The organism is Brevibacillus sp. JB24b (assembly GCF_051713385.1).
Lineage (GTDB): Bacteria > Bacillota > Bacilli > Brevibacillales > Brevibacillaceae > Brevibacillus_B > Brevibacillus_B laterosporus.
Genome location: NZ_JBNVQV010000001.1, coordinates 95281 through 109115 on the forward strand (window position 1 = coordinate 95281; position 13835 = coordinate 109115).

General features: G+C 41.4%; 14 protein-coding genes. 12 read left to right on the plus strand and 2 right to left on the minus strand.

Annotation, left to right across the window (positions count from 1 at the left end; translation table 11 throughout):
• The first annotated feature begins 3 nt into the window (after positions 1 to 3).
• The 7 genes from ACQV1I_RS00455 to nadA all read left to right on the plus strand — a co-directional run bounded on the left by ACQV1I_RS00455 (position 4) and on the right by nadA (position 7264).
• Positions 4 to 756 carry a threonine/serine exporter family protein gene (locus ACQV1I_RS00455; protein WP_018672308.1) on the plus strand — a complete coding sequence of 251 codons (753 nt, stop codon included), beginning with the start codon at positions 4 to 6 and terminating at the stop codon, positions 754 to 756.
• A gap of 15 nt (positions 757 to 771) precedes the next feature.
• Positions 772 to 1236 (plus strand): threonine/serine exporter family protein, encoded by a 465-nt coding sequence (locus tag ACQV1I_RS00460; protein ID WP_018672307.1) that lies wholly within the window; start codon positions 772 to 774, stop codon positions 1234 to 1236.
• Complete coding sequence (gene tilS / locus ACQV1I_RS00465) at positions 1199 to 2629, plus strand: tRNA lysidine(34) synthetase TilS (RefSeq protein ID WP_094702212.1); 1431 nt, start codon at positions 1199 to 1201, stop codon at positions 2627 to 2629. Before ACQV1I_RS00460 ends, tilS begins: the two co-directional genes overlap by 38 nt.
• 13 nt (positions 2630 to 2642) lie before the next feature.
• Positions 2643 to 3182, plus strand: coding sequence for a hypoxanthine phosphoribosyltransferase (hpt, locus tag ACQV1I_RS00470; protein ID WP_094702214.1), 540 nt, complete (start codon positions 2643 to 2645; stop codon positions 3180 to 3182).
• Between the two features lie 82 nt (positions 3183 to 3264).
• Positions 3265 to 5253: an ATP-dependent zinc metalloprotease FtsH gene (gene ftsH, locus ACQV1I_RS00475; RefSeq protein ID WP_116335062.1), complete on the plus strand. Its 1989-nt coding sequence runs from the start codon at positions 3265 to 3267 to the stop codon at positions 5251 to 5253.
• Positions 5254 to 5321: 68 nt separating this feature from the next.
• Complete coding sequence (locus ACQV1I_RS00480; protein ID WP_116335061.1) at positions 5322 to 6218, plus strand: HAD family hydrolase; 897 nt, start codon at positions 5322 to 5324, stop codon at positions 6216 to 6218.
• Positions 6219 to 6319: 101 nt separating this feature from the next.
• On the plus strand, positions 6320 to 7264 hold the full coding sequence (nadA, locus tag ACQV1I_RS00485) for a quinolinate synthase NadA (RefSeq protein ID WP_018672302.1): 945 nt from the start codon (positions 6320 to 6322) through the stop codon (positions 7262 to 7264).
• Between the two features lie 160 nt (positions 7265 to 7424).
• Here the strand turns inward: nadA and ACQV1I_RS00490 are convergent, their stop codons facing one another.
• A complete protein-coding gene (locus ACQV1I_RS00490) occupies positions 7425 to 7907 on the minus strand; it encodes a PCYCGC motif-containing (lipo)protein (protein WP_116335060.1) in 483 nt (160 codons plus the stop codon).
• A gap of 210 nt (positions 7908 to 8117) precedes the next feature.
• On the opposite strand from ACQV1I_RS00490, the gene ACQV1I_RS00495 reads away from it, so the two are divergent.
• The gene (locus ACQV1I_RS00495; RefSeq protein WP_116335059.1) at positions 8118 to 9104 is read left to right on the plus strand and encodes a metal ABC transporter substrate-binding protein; all 987 of its coding nucleotides are present in this window, start codon (positions 8118 to 8120) and stop codon (positions 9102 to 9104) included.
• A gap of 57 nt (positions 9105 to 9161) precedes the next feature.
• On the opposite strand, the gene ACQV1I_RS00500 is transcribed toward ACQV1I_RS00495, so the two are convergent.
• Positions 9162 to 9530 carry an ArsR/SmtB family transcription factor gene (locus tag ACQV1I_RS00500; protein ID WP_116335058.1) on the minus strand — a complete coding sequence of 123 codons (369 nt, stop codon included), beginning with the start codon at positions 9528 to 9530 and terminating at the stop codon, positions 9162 to 9164.
• A 172-nt stretch (positions 9531 to 9702) separates the two neighbouring features.
• Between ACQV1I_RS00500 and ACQV1I_RS00505 the strand changes: the two genes are divergently transcribed.
• From ACQV1I_RS00505 to ACQV1I_RS00520, 4 genes are all read left to right on the plus strand, one after another.
• Positions 9703 to 10476: a metal ABC transporter ATP-binding protein gene (locus ACQV1I_RS00505; protein ID WP_116335057.1), complete on the plus strand. Its 774-nt coding sequence runs from the start codon at positions 9703 to 9705 to the stop codon at positions 10474 to 10476.
• Positions 10477 to 10512: 36 nt separating this feature from the next.
• The gene (locus tag ACQV1I_RS00510; protein ID WP_116335056.1) at positions 10513 to 11352 is read left to right on the plus strand and encodes a metal ABC transporter permease; all 840 of its coding nucleotides are present in this window, start codon (positions 10513 to 10515) and stop codon (positions 11350 to 11352) included.
• 20 nt (positions 11353 to 11372) lie between these two features.
• Positions 11373 to 11798: a Fur family transcriptional regulator gene (locus tag ACQV1I_RS00515; protein WP_094702230.1), complete on the plus strand. Its 426-nt coding sequence runs from the start codon at positions 11373 to 11375 to the stop codon at positions 11796 to 11798.
• A gap of 304 nt (positions 11799 to 12102) precedes the next feature.
• Positions 12103 to 13728: a hypothetical protein gene (locus ACQV1I_RS00520; protein ID WP_116335055.1), complete on the plus strand. Its 1626-nt coding sequence runs from the start codon at positions 12103 to 12105 to the stop codon at positions 13726 to 13728.
• Positions 13729 to 13835: the final 107 nt, after the last annotated feature.

Genomic DNA, 13835 nt, shown 5'->3' on the forward strand with positions numbered 1-13835 from the left:
TGCATGACGTCCAATAATTATGTGATGGAGACGTGCCTTTTAGCTGGAGAGATTATGATTCGTAATGGAGCGGAAACGTATCGTGTGGAAGAGACGATGACTCATATTGCACATGCTGCAGGCATGAAAAGCGTCCATAGTTCCGTGACGACAACTAGCATTATTTTTTCCTTTAAAGATAATAATGGTGTGGATCGTACCCGAATGATTCGAATGCGTGACCGAACGATCAATTTGAACAAAGTAACGTTGGTTAATCAGGTATCCCGTTACTTTGTGTCAGGAGAGATTACCTTGGACGAAGCGCATATTCAATTGGAAGAGATCCAAAGCATGCGCTTCCAATTTTCAGATCGTGTGTTAAATATAGCGGCTGGTTTAGGCAGCGGCTCTTTTGCTGTTTTGATTGGTGGGACTTTTCTTGATTTTTTCCCGAGTGCCATTGCAGGGGCAATCGTCTTTGCCAGCGCTAATTATTTGTATCGCTTTCTTAAAATACCTTTTTTTGCCGAATTATCAGCCTCTTTTTTAGGAGGAATGTTTACACTAATTGCCTCATGGCTTTTTCCCAATCATCTGCATCTTGGTGTTATGATAATAGGAGCGATGATTCCTTTGTTTCCAGGAGTAGCCTTGACGAACTCTGTGCGTGATTTAATGGCGGGAGACTTGGTTGCCGGAATGGCGAGAGGAGTTGAGGCAGGATTAACTGCCTTAGCGGTAGCTGTTGCGGCGGCAGCTGTCTTGTCATTATAGGAGGGGATTAGGCATATGTTGCTGGGGATGCTGTTAAGTTTTATCATTACCATTGCCTATGCTATGTTGTTTAATGCACCAAAACGCACCATTCTTTTTGCTGGTTTAATTGGAATGATGGGATGGAATATCTATAAAATATTGCCGATGTTTGGAGCTGAGCTTACTCTCTCTTCTTTTGCAGCGGGAACGTTTATCTCGCTAAGTAGCCGAATCCTTTCTGTGAAGATGCGTGTTCCTTCTACTAACTTTAGTATTGCGGGAATCATTCCATTAGTTCCAGGTTCGACTGCTTATAAATCGATGTTGGCGTTCATCAATGCTGACTACTTGGAAGGAATTACGCTTGGGGTCAAGACGATGATGCTGGCTGGGGCTATCGCTTCAGGTTTAATACTTGGTCTCTCCATCTTCTCTTTATGGAAAGGAATCGTGGCGCGTTATGTACGAAAAGGTACAAAAGCGAATGGAGCAGGATAGGCTGCTTTTGCCACATGAATCGATTGTGGTAGGAGTTTCGGGCGGAGTAGATTCTACAGCGCTGTTGCATATCTTAAGCAAAATGAATGAACAATATCAGTACGGCTGGAAGTTGTACGCTGTTCACCTGAATCATGGGTTTCGTGGAGAAGAGTCTGACCAAGATGCCGCATACGTGGAGGACTTGTGTCATACATTAGGAGTTAAGTGCTACTCCTTCTATGAAAGCGTGCCTGATATAATGAAGGAAACCGGTCAAGGACCACAAGTTGCAAGTCGTGAACTACGCTATCAATACTATCGACAAGTGGCAAGAGAAGTAGGGGCTACGAAAGTGGCGCTTGCCCATCATGCTGATGATCAGGTAGAGACTATACTGTTCCGCATGATGAGAGGTACTAGTCTATATGGATTCACTGGTATGCCGCAACGTAGGTGGCTTCATGCAGAACAAGTCGAGTTGGTTCGTCCACTTCTGCACGTTTTCCGAGAGGAGCTAGAAGCCTACTGTGAGGCGAATAAACTGCAACCACGACACGATAGTAGCAATGATTCGCGCAAATATAAACGCAACTTAATACGGCACGAAGTAACACCTCACCTGCAACAAGTAAACCTAAGATACAGAGAACACGTGCTTCAGCTAGCGGAGATGGCAAGAGTGGATGACGATTACCTGCAAAAGCTGAGTCAAGAGGCGCTAAATAGGATAATTGTACGGAAGGAATCTGACAAAATTATCCTAGATAGGAAGTGCTTAAAAACTTTTGACCTTGCTTTACAAAGGAGAATGATTCCTCTAATATTAAGTTATCTCGCAACTGAAACGGAGTGGTCTCTGCAGCATGTGGAGGCCGTTTTGCGTATCATTTTCGAGCAAAATCCTTCTGCAGTACTACATCTGCCCTCCGATATTTTTGTAGAGAGGGTCTATGAGCAGGTATGTTTTCGTAGGAAAAAAGTAACTGCTCAAGGTTTATTCCGGCCGTATTCATACCCTATTACCATACCTGGTACGACATGGGTAGAAGAGGCAGGGATGTTCATACATACAAAACGGTATGATTCATTATCCGATTTACCTGATCTATCATCTTTATCTCCTTATAGTGCTGTATGTGACGCCGATGCTTTGGTAGGCGAATGCATCATCCGCAGTAGGATGCCGGGTGACCGTATTCAACTTGGAACGGCTACTCATTTTTACAGTAAAAAGGTAAAGGAGCTATTTATTGATGAAAAAGTACCAAAAAGCAGGCGTGATCGAATTCCTATCTTAGTAGTCGAGGGCCAAATTATTTGGATACCTGGAGTAAAGCGATCAACGCATGCCATGATACATGAGAAATCGCGTGCATTTGTTATCATACAGGCGGATTTCAGAGAAGAGTAGCAGGAGGTTACATATGAATAATGATATAAAAGAAATTATGCTCACTAAGGAAGAAATTGATCAAAAAGTAAAAGAACTGGGTAAAATCTTAGCAGATGAGTATCGCGATAAGAATCCTTTGGTTATTTGTATCTTAAAAGGTGCCATTGTTTTCATGGCCGATCTTCTACGTGAGATGGATATTAAGTGCGAGATGGATTTTATGGCGGTATCTAGCTATGGCAACAGTACGGAATCCTCTGGTGTTGTACGTATCTTGAAAGATTTGGATACAACTGTTCAGAATCGTCATGTCCTAATTGTGGAGGACATCATGGATAGTGGCTTGACGTTAAGTCATTTAGTAGAACTATTGAAGCAACGTCATGCTGCCTCAGTGAAAGTAGTAACACTACTAAATAAACCAGAGCGCCGTAATGTAGATATTTCTCCTGATTACAGTGGTTTTACTATTCCTGATGAATTTGTGGTTGGTTACGGTCTGGATTACGCCGAGACCTATCGCAATCTTCCTTATATCGGTGTTTTAAAACCTGAAATTTATTCGAAATAGACAAGAGCTAGGTAGGTTGTGAATGGGTTTTACTCTATGCTAAAATAATGGAAGTGTCTTTTTTCGTGAGAGGAGGTAAGCAATGAATCGTTTTTTTCGGAATACAGGTTTCTATTTACTGATTTTCCTTGTCACGGTAGGGATTGTGAATTTTGTCCTCTCCGGAACCGATAAGATGGCTCCAATTTCTTATCAGGAGCTACGTAATCATCTCAATCAAGACAACATTGCAGAGGCATCTCTTCGTGTTGAGGGTGGTACATATCGGGTAGAGGGTAAGCTTAAACAGACTCAAGCCGGTCAGGAATCATTCTATACCAATGCACCGATTTATGATGAACAACTAGTTAAACTGATCAATGATAAGATTGATGCTAAGAAGATTAATAAGGTGGAGTATAAACCAGCAGAGGGTAACAGTATCTGGCTAACATTCCTAACTTCTATCATTCCATTCGTGATCATCTTTATCTTGTTCTTCTTCCTGTTAAATCAGGCACAGGGTGGCGGAAGTCGAGTTATGAACTTCGGTAAGAGCAAGGCGAAGTTATATAACGACGAAAAGAAAAAAGTTACATTTGAAGATGTAGCTGGTGCTGATGAGGAGAAAGCAGAGCTTGTAGAGGTCGTAGAATTCTTAAAAGACCCACGCAAATTTGCTGCTGTAGGTGCCCGCATACCTAAAGGGGTACTTTTAGTAGGTCCTCCAGGTACAGGTAAAACATTGCTTGCGCGTGCCGTTGCTGGTGAAGCAGGCGTGCCATTCTTTAGCATTTCAGGTTCTGACTTCGTAGAGATGTTTGTCGGGGTTGGGGCATCACGTGTACGTGATTTATTTGAAAATGCAAAGAAAAATGCTCCGTGTATCATCTTCATTGATGAAATTGATGCCGTTGGTCGCCAACGTGGAGCTGGTCTTGGCGGGGGTCATGATGAACGTGAACAAACGCTAAACCAATTGCTCGTAGAGATGGACGGTTTCGGAGCAAATGAAGGAATTATTATGATTGCAGCAACTAACAGACCTGACATTCTTGACCCAGCTTTGTTGCGTCCTGGACGTTTTGACCGTCAAGTTACGGTAGATCGCCCTGATGTACGTGGTCGTGAAGCTGTTCTGAAGGTGCATGCGCGCAATAAACCATTAGGCGAGGATTTGAATTTGGATATCATTGCTCGCCGTACACCAGGCTTTACAGGTGCTGATCTTGAGAACCTGTTAAATGAAGCTGCATTGCTTACAGCGCGTAAAAATAAGAAGCAAATCAACATGCTAGAAGTAGATGAAGCAATTGACCGTGTCATTGCTGGTCCTGCTAAGAAATCACGTGTTGTAAGCGAAGACGAGCGTCGTCTTGTAGCTTATCACGAAGCAGGTCATACGATCGTTGGTTTCCATTTAAAACGTGCCGATATGGTACACAAGGTTACTATTATCCCACGTGGGCAAGCAGGCGGCTATACCGTTATGCTACCAAAAGAGGATCGCTTCTTTGCTACCAAAAAAGATTTGGAAGACAAAATTGTGGGTCTGCTTGGTGGACGTGTTGCGGAAGAATTGGTTCTGGGCGATATCTCAACGGGAGCGCATAATGACTTCCAACGTGCTACAGCAATTGCGCGTAGCATGATTACCGAATATGGTATGAGTAATTTGGGACCAATGCAATTCGGGCAATCTCAAGGTCAAGTATTCTTGGGACGCGACTTTGGGCATGAGCGCAACTACTCTGAACAAATCGCTTACGAAATTGACCAAGAAATGCAACGAATCATTAACGAACAATATCAACGTTGTAAGGACTTGTTGATTCAATACGGAGATCAGTTAGAAGCGGTTGCACAAACCTTGCTTCGCGTGGAAACACTTGATGCTGAACAGATCAAACAGATCATTGAAAACGGCAAGCTGGATAAAGAGCCTGGAGAGGATGTAGTAGTAAACATTCAATCCAAGCCTGAAGAGCCAGTTAATCAAGTAACCATTGATAAACTAAATCAAGAACCAAAACCAGAAGTTACAAAAACGGATGAAACACTTGACCATCCTGATAATCAAGAACCGAAATAAGAGCGCCGGATGGTGCTCTTATTTTTTTCTCGATCTATTATGTGAATGACAACAGTGGGGGGATCAGCATGAGTGTAGCAGATTGTAAAATCGTAGCGTTTGATATGGATGGGACCTTGTTAAATGGAGAAGCAAAAATTTCCCGAGAAACATGGAAAGCATGTGAAGAATTACAACAACGAGGGGTAAAGCTTCTGCTATCTACAGGTAGACCATTTGTTTCAGCTCGTATCGCATCAGACTACTACCCTTTTGATGGTTATGTATGTAGTAATGGAGCCGCTTTGTTTACAGAGGATGGAACATTAGTAAAATATGCTGAATTACCGAGAGAAGTTATTATTTCTCTTGTAGAAATAAGCAGACAAAAAGATATTTATTATGAGGTTCATGATCAAAACAGCAACCGTTGGATGGTTGAAGAAGATAAAGAACGTATTGGAGAGATGCTTTTCTCAGAACCGTTCATAACAGAGGGAATTACCTTAGAGCACACAAAACGTGAATATGCTAACCGTCAATTTTCCTATAATGAATTAGCAAAGTTTATGCTCAAAGATGAGCTTGTAAGCAAAATCGCTTCAGGAGAATTTGTGATCAGCAAGATGTTTTTTTGGCATAAGGATACGAATGTGTTGAAATGGCTACGTGAACAGACGACAGAATTTGTTGGACAGGTGAGCCTAACTAGTTCTGGGCCATTTAATATGGAAGTGATTCCACTAGGGTTGAGTAAATGGGTCGGATTACAAACCTTTATGCAGAAATGGAATGTGCCCGCAGCAGAAATTGCCGCATTCGGGGATGCAATGAATGACTTTGAAATCCTGTCTCATGTGGGTCACCCAGTTGTAATGGAAAATGCCGAGGATGAAGTGAAAAAGCTTGCGAGATATATGGCGAAGCACCACTGTGAGGATGGAGTGGCATGTTTTATTCGAGAATATATGTTGCCTAATCAGTAATCATTTTACAGTTAGCCCACCCCTTGCTAATTGACAAATAGTCGATGGAGACAGTACAATAGCGCCGAAATCGTCTACATCACCTAGCAGGGGGTAAGGGTATGGAAGCTTTAGCTCTACAGAAGAAGAAGCAACGCGATGCCGAATTAAGAGAACGATTGTTCCAGCTAAAAGAAGAACGCAATGCCATTATTTTAGCTCATTTTTACCAACGTCCGGAGATTCAGGAAGTAGCTGATTTTATTGGGGATTCCTTTGGACTAGCACAAAAGGCAAAAGAAACAAAAGCAGATGTTATTTTATTTTGTGGTGTGCATTTCATGGGTGAAAGTGCAAAAATTCTCAATCCCAACAAAACAGTTATCATTCCTGATGAGCGAGCTGGTTGTCCAATGGCCGATATGGTTAACGTGGAAGGATTGCGCAAAGTAAAAGCTCAACACCCCAATGCAAAAGTGGTAGCTTACATCAACACCTCGGCGGATGTTAAGGCAGAAACACATATCTGCTGTACATCCTCCAATGCACAGAGGGTTATCGAGTCGGTAGACAGTGACGAGATTATTTGGGTTCCTGATAAAAATTTGGGACACTATGTGTCACAATTCACAAGCAAAAAAATGATTATTTGGGAGGGCTACTGTAACACACATGATCAGCTATCTGTGCAAGATATCATGCTGATGAAGGCAGAGCACCCAGAGGCGCTTGTGGTAGTACACCCTGAATGCCGTCCAGAAGTTGTTGCATTGGCAGACTATGTAGGTTCCACTACCGGAATATTGAAGTTCTGTAGAGAATCAAACCAAAAAGAATTTATCATCGGTACAGAAGATGGAACAAGATATATGTTAGAAAAGGATAGCCCAAATAAACAGTTTTATTTCGCTTCTAAGTATTTGGTCTGTCCAAATATGAAAGTAAATACGTTGAAAAAGTGTGTAGAAGCTTTAGAGACCTTAAAACCGCAAATTTATGTCCCCGAACATGTGGCAAATGCGGCACGGGCTTCGTTAGAACGTATGTTAGAGGTAGCTCCCGGCTGATCCAATCGTAAAAAATAACAGAGGTTGAAGATAAACAAAAGTCTGCGCCAAATGAGCGTAGACTTTTTGTACGATTGGGAAGTATTGTTCTATCTGCTCTGGTTAGTGGGAACGTACTCATGGATAGAACAATCGGAAAATATAGTAATCATTTCATCTTTTAAGCAGTAGGCATAGGAGTAGGTGTTGGGTCCGCATAGCCTTTGCTAAAGTTTTCGTCAATATATGTACGAATTTCAAGCGTAGTTTTACCTTCCTGCATCATTTTAGCAGAGGTAATGGCGATATCCATACACGCTTTGCAACGAGTGCCGTGATCGTCCCATGTGACAGAACCATCTTCCTTCACTTCTTTTATAAAACAGTTTCCGTTGTGTTGATGACCAGCAGATTCTCCACATCCACAGTAACAGGGAATGGACTGAAGCAAGTCATTATGATCTGCTGCGATCCGATAGACATCTTTAATATTTGGGTCAACCGTATCCAGAAAAGTCGGGAGAGTGGAGATAGAGGTGGTTAGCTCCTGTAAATCGCCATTGGGTGCGTGTGCCGTATGGGGTCCTACCGAACTGCCATTGGCGCATCCTGTGAGCAATGCGATACCAAGGATTGAGAGAGACAATAGTTTTGCCATTTTCACGTAAATTCCCCCCTTATTTTCCCTTGATTATACCATAAGCTATTCGCAGGGCTGTAGATGCTGATATTAAATCGTAATGGTTCTTGTTTACAAAATGCTTGCATCTAAGTATAATAAGAGAGGCAAATAGGAATCATTACGAATTATAGTAATATAATAAGAAACATAAACACAAATACAGACAGAGAAGAGAGCATGGAGGAGGACTATATGTTACAGTTCGTTAAAAAATGGGGAGTTATTTTAGGCGTGGCAAGTATGGCTTTGTTTGCAAGTGGATGTGGCAATACCAATATAGCAAGTTCAGTACAAGAGAGTGGAAAACTTTCTGTTTATACAACTATATATCCATTGTATTATGTAGCAGATCGAATTGGTGGGGAGTATGTTTCCATTAAGAACGTTGTTCCGGCTGGAGTCGAACCACATGATTATGAACCGACTGCTCAGGATATGGTGGCCATCTCTAAGGCTAATGTTTTAATTTATAATGGTGGCGGTTTAGAGGGATGGGTAGAGAAAGCTGTAAAGAGTCTGAATCAAGCTAGTTTACTTGCCGTAAATACGACAGAAGGTCTTACGCTTCTAGCCTCAGAGGGAGACGATCATCATCATGAAGCAGATCATGGGCATGAAGGAGAATCAGCTGGACATGAGCATGAGTATGATCACGGGGAGTTTGACCCGCATGTCTGGCTTGACCCGACAATGCTAGAGAAGCAAGCTGCTCAGGTGAAGGATGCATTTGTTAAGGCAGATCAGGCACATAAGGAACAATTTGAACAGAATTATAAAGTGCTAGTAGATGATTTGAAAAAACTGGATCAGGATTTTAAAACAATGGTAGAACAATCATCTAAGAAGGAAATCTTAGTTTCACATAAGGCTTTTACGTATCTAGCTTCTCGTTATGGACTTGAGCAAATTGCGATTTCTGGTGTTTCTCCTGATGATGAGCCATCACCTGCTGAGCTAAAGAATCTAGTGGAGAAGGTAAAACAAAAAGGTATTAAATATGTCATGTTTGAAACATTAGCCTCTCCAAAAGTAGCGGAAGTAATCGCACGTGAAACAAAAGCGCAAACAGCGATATTAAATCCTTTAGAAGGATTGACGTCAGAAGAACAAACAGCGGGCAAAGACTACATCTCCATTATGCGTGAAAACATGGAAGTTTTACGCCAGGCCCTACGATAAGCTTAAATAAAGATCGCCGCTCCTTGATTGGGGCGGCGGTTTCTTTCAGCAATACAGTTATTTTTGTTCATTCGCATGCTCAACTCCTGCGTTTATCAGCATACGAACATGATCATCATCCAAAGAGTAGTACACCATTTTCCCTACCTTGCGATATTTAGCCAAGCCCATATTCCGTAGTAGTCGGAGATGATGAGAAGCGGTCGCCATGCTAATCCCAATTACGGCTGCAACATCACATACACAGAGTTCATCTTCGAGGGAGAGGGCATAAATAATTTTGGAGCGTGTATCATCAGCTAAGGCCTTAAACAAAGGGGCTACTCCATCTGCCTCTTTTATTCTCGGTTTTAATTGATTTACTTTCTCGACTTCAACGCATTCTATCTCGCATACGTCTTTTTCCGTTTGATCTTCATAAGCCAAAGTGCTCACCTCTTCCTTTCTTTATTATAGAAAACGAAAAGCTACTTCACAAGGATAGGAGAAAAGAGACAAAGAGACTGGTGAAAGCCTTGAGTCCCTGCCCATTTCATAGTACCATGATAGTATTAAATAAGAATTATTACGATTATGCCACAGTTAGGAAGTTGATTATATGCACAATGCAAAAAATCATACAAGTGTAGTTTCTCTGAAATCCGTGTCTTTTCGTTACGAAGATGGAAAAACGGTGCTGGAAGATATAGATTTTTCAATGGAAAAGGGCGATTTTGTAGGTATTGTTGGTCCAAATGGTTCGGGGAAATCAACATTAATGAAATTAATTTTAGGTTTGATTTTACCTACTAAAGGAGAGATTAAGCTTTTCGGACAGCCGATCCAAAAATTTAAGGATTGGACAAAGATTGGCTATGTTGCTCAACAAGCAGCTCATGGAGCGAGTGGATTTCCGGCGACTGTACGTGAAGTAGTGGCTTCGGGGCTGGTAGGTAAAGTAGGGTTGTTTCGGCGATTGACTTCTGATCACTATCAGCAGGTGTCCGATGTAATTAAGCGTGTTGGTTTGTCTGCGAAGGAAAATGAGCGCATTAGCAACTTATCTGGTGGACAGCTACAGCGGGTGTTTATCGCTCGTGCTTTGGTAGCAGAGCCAGAGCTCTTGATACTAGATGAGCCAACAGTAGGTGTAGATCAAGAATCTATTGAGCAATTTTATCAGCTCTTGCGTTCGCTTAAAGAGGATACAGGGATGACGATGATGATCGTAAGCCATGATGTTGGCGTCATGATTGAATGGGTAAATAAAGTAGCTTGTTTACAACGTCGGTTACATTTTCATGGCACAGCAGAAGAGTTCGAACATAAACAGGAGCAAATTTTTCAATCGATGTACGGTGAGAGCGTGCGGCTTTTAACCCATCATCATTAATCTGCCACTGGGCGGAAGAAGGAAGGACACGAAAGAATGCTAGCCGATTGGTGGAATTATGAGTTTTTACGATATACCTTGTTTTCAGGACTTCTGATCGGATTGGTTTGCCCGATCTTGGGGACGTTTCTAATTGTTCGCCGCTTGTCTATGATGGCGGATGGACTTTCTCATGTGACGCTTTCGGGAGTAGCAGCAGGGATGCTTTTATCGAAAAAGGTGGCTTTCTTTAGCGTAGTGAATCCCTTATTTTTTGGAATGCTATTTTCTGTGATTGGGTCCCTGTTTATCGAGCGGTTACGTAAGGTATACCGTTCGTACCAGGATTTGGCGATACCGATCATTTTGTCTACCGGTCTAGGCTTATTTACAGTCTTAGTAAGTATTGCTGACGGTTTTAATCAAGATTTATACTCTTACTTATTTGGGAAGATCGTAACGGTAACCATTGAGGATTTATTAGCCTTGATTGGGGTGGCTGTTGTAGTGCTAGGAACGGTTATTCTCTTATACAAAGAATTGTTTGCCGTTTCGTTCGATGAAGAATTCGCACGGGTATCAGGCGTGGCCAGACGCAGTATTAATTTGTGGTTCATGGTTCTAGTGGCTCTAACAATTGCTGCATCCATGCGGATTGTCGGTGTTCTACTGATTTCTGCGTTGATTACCATTCCAGTAGCAGCCAGCTTGCAAATTGCTAAGAGCTTTCGACAGGCTATTTTCTACTCCATTTTGTTTGCCGAAATCTCTGTTTTAACAGGTTTATACTTTGCGTATATGCTCGATTGGGCTTCGGGTGGTACCATTGTGTTGGTAGCTGTCTTTATTCTAATGATTGTGTTGGGTCTCAAACGTTTACGAGCAATCTTACGTTGAAGTAAAGGAGGAGATTGCAGTTGAATTTGGAACAAGCGCTCCAGTTGTTAAAAGACAAAGGATATAAATACACGGGTAAACGTGAAGAGATGTTGCGCATTTGTGCTGAGGAAAAGCGTTATTTGTCCGCACGCGATATCATGGGGCGGATGAAGGATAATTATCCGAGTTTAAGCTTTGATACGGTATACCGGAATATTTCTACCTTCGTAAAACTGGGAATTTTAGAAGAGACAGAACTAGATGGCGAAGGGAAGTTCAGGCTCTCATGCTCTACACATGGACATCATCATCATGTGATTTGTACGGTATGCGGTAAGACAAAATCATTGCCGAATTGTCCGATGACAGTAATTCCTGAGATTTCTGGGGAATTTGTCGTAACAGGGCATAAGTTCGAAGTATACGGAACCTGTAAAGATTGTAATGAACATATAGCTATGTAATCGATAAGATATAAAAGGCACCCGATAAGGTGCTTTTTTATTTTACTTTTTGACTGTAGGAGAGATTCAAGGCCCCCTTAATGGGTTTATATTACGAAGGAACGTTGATGATTTGATATGTAACGAAAGTAACAAAGGTGCGTCTAAATAATAAATACCTGTTCTATTCTGAGGAAAATAAAATGTAAACCTTTTGTAACTACTTAGCATTTTTTGGAGTGTATGATTAAGACAACAAGAAAACAACAGATAAAAAAACAAATGAAATAACATTTATTCACTCAATTGATGGAGGTAATGATACATGAAAACATTAGTAAAAGTAGTAACAAGCGTAGCACTTTGCGGTGGAGTATTTGCAGGAGTTGGAGCAGTAGCTAATGTACCAGTGTTTGCATTGGATACACAAAAAGCGCTGCAAGCCTTTGAAGTAGGAGCTCCTTTCTCACTGAAGGATCTGCAAGTAAAACCAAATAGCTATGTACTTGATTACACACAAGCTGATCTCACTGGTGATGGCGTGGCGGACGGCGTAACCTTGATCGGTACAAAAGAGAAAGGTTTTATTTCCGTAAGTGATATCATGGTTGTTATGCAAGATGGCAAAACAATGAAATTCACACAGGTACCGATTGGAAAACAAAATAGCGGATATGAACCAAAGCTAACAGTGGGCGATTTTAATAAAGATGGTGCGCAGGATGTATTAGTGGAAATGGGAGATGGCGGAAGCGGCGGAACTTCTACATATAGCTTGTTATCCTTTAAAGATGGAAAAGGTGCCGCAATGGTTGACCAAGAAAAACTGAACGCAGGTGTTGACTTCGACATTCAGTTCAAAGAAGGCTTCAAAGCGGAAATTACAAACAAAGCTACGAAAGAAAAAACAACGGTAGATATTAGTGAAAATAAAGCTCAATATATCAAAACTGGAATTTATGATGCAAAAGGAAAGCTACTAAAAGCAGTTGAGGGCGCGCAAGACGGATTTGGCTCTTTAGAAGTAGTGGAACAAGCAGACGGTGGACTTACTTTGGTTGGAACACAACTAATTTGGGGTAGCTACCACGCTGACAGCATCGCTATGGCAACAAGTACGTGGAAAATTGAAAACGGCCAATTGAAACTCGAAAAAACAGAAGTAACAGCTTTTGATCATGATAATTTCTCCATTGCTCCTAACTATGTACCAGGCGATAAATTTACAGAAGCAGCTCTTTCTACAAAAGAAAATAACTACATCATTGATTCTAAATATGCTGATGTAAATGGCGATGGCGTACGTGATGAAGTAATTTTGATCGGTCATAAGGAAGAAGGGGAAAAAGACCGCTTCGCTACCGAGCTAACAGTAGCTGTAAAAGATGGTAAAACCAAAAAACTCACTATGGGTACAGTAGGAAAAGAAAACACTGGCTATGACGAAGCTACGCTATATATTGGTGCATTTAACACTGATAAACATAAGGACATCCTAGTAAGTGCACCAACAGGTGGTAGCGGTGGCCTATCTACTTTTAGCTTGTTGACTTTCTCTGATAACAAAATCGTCCCTTTAGCTGATCAGGAGCTATTAAATAAAGGTGTAGAATACGATGTGGTATTTAAAGATGGCTTTAAAGTAGAGATTTCTAGCAAAGCCACTGGTAAAAAAGAAACCTTGGATGTAAGCAAAAACAAAAAAGAGTATGTTGAAACAAAAGTATATGATAACAACGGAAAGCTATTACAAGAGACAACTGGTTGGGCTGATGGGCTATCTGTATTGACTCCGGTTGATGTAGACAAGAATGGTGTACTAGAGCTTCAAGCTGTACAAAGCATTTCTGGTGCCTACCATGCTGATCGTTTAGGTGCGGCAAAAACAACTTGGACATTGAAAAATGGCAAGCTTGAACTTACAAATGAAGCACTAGAACTACGTAAATAAGTATCATTCTTATTTAGAAATGGATATTGTATCTACCGTAATGAAGAGCCCCCTTTTTTGAATAAGCTGATGATGAGTTTTGGTGTTGGGAAGTAAATAGATTGGAC

What these genes read in the sequence shown, in the direction of transcription:
- ftsH (WP_116335062.1), top strand. Translation starts at nt 3,265, where the DNA reads ATGAATCGTTTTTTTCGGAATACAGGTTTCTATTTACTGATTTTCCTT.
- hpt (WP_094702214.1), top strand. Translation starts at nt 2,643, where the DNA reads ATGAATAATGATATAAAAGAAATTATGCTCACTAAGGAAGAAATTGAT.
- ACQV1I_RS00460 (WP_018672307.1), top strand. Translation starts at nt 772, where the DNA reads ATGTTGCTGGGGATGCTGTTAAGTTTTATCATTACCATTGCCTATGCT.
- tilS (WP_094702212.1), top strand. Translation starts at nt 1,199, where the DNA reads ATGTACGAAAAGGTACAAAAGCGAATGGAGCAGGATAGGCTGCTTTTG.
- ACQV1I_RS00480 (WP_116335061.1), top strand. Translation starts at nt 5,322, where the DNA reads ATGAGTGTAGCAGATTGTAAAATCGTAGCGTTTGATATGGATGGGACC.
- ACQV1I_RS00510 (WP_116335056.1), top strand. Translation starts at nt 10,513, where the DNA reads ATGCTAGCCGATTGGTGGAATTATGAGTTTTTACGATATACCTTGTTT.
- ACQV1I_RS00455 (WP_018672308.1), top strand. Translation starts at nt 4, where the DNA reads ATGACGTCCAATAATTATGTGATGGAGACGTGCCTTTTAGCTGGAGAG.
- ACQV1I_RS00520 (WP_116335055.1), top strand. Translation starts at nt 12,103, where the DNA reads ATGAAAACATTAGTAAAAGTAGTAACAAGCGTAGCACTTTGCGGTGGA.
- ACQV1I_RS00495 (WP_116335059.1), top strand. Translation starts at nt 8,118, where the DNA reads ATGTTACAGTTCGTTAAAAAATGGGGAGTTATTTTAGGCGTGGCAAGT.
- nadA (WP_018672302.1), top strand. Translation starts at nt 6,320, where the DNA reads ATGGAAGCTTTAGCTCTACAGAAGAAGAAGCAACGCGATGCCGAATTA.
- ACQV1I_RS00505 (WP_116335057.1), top strand. Translation starts at nt 9,703, where the DNA reads ATGCACAATGCAAAAAATCATACAAGTGTAGTTTCTCTGAAATCCGTG.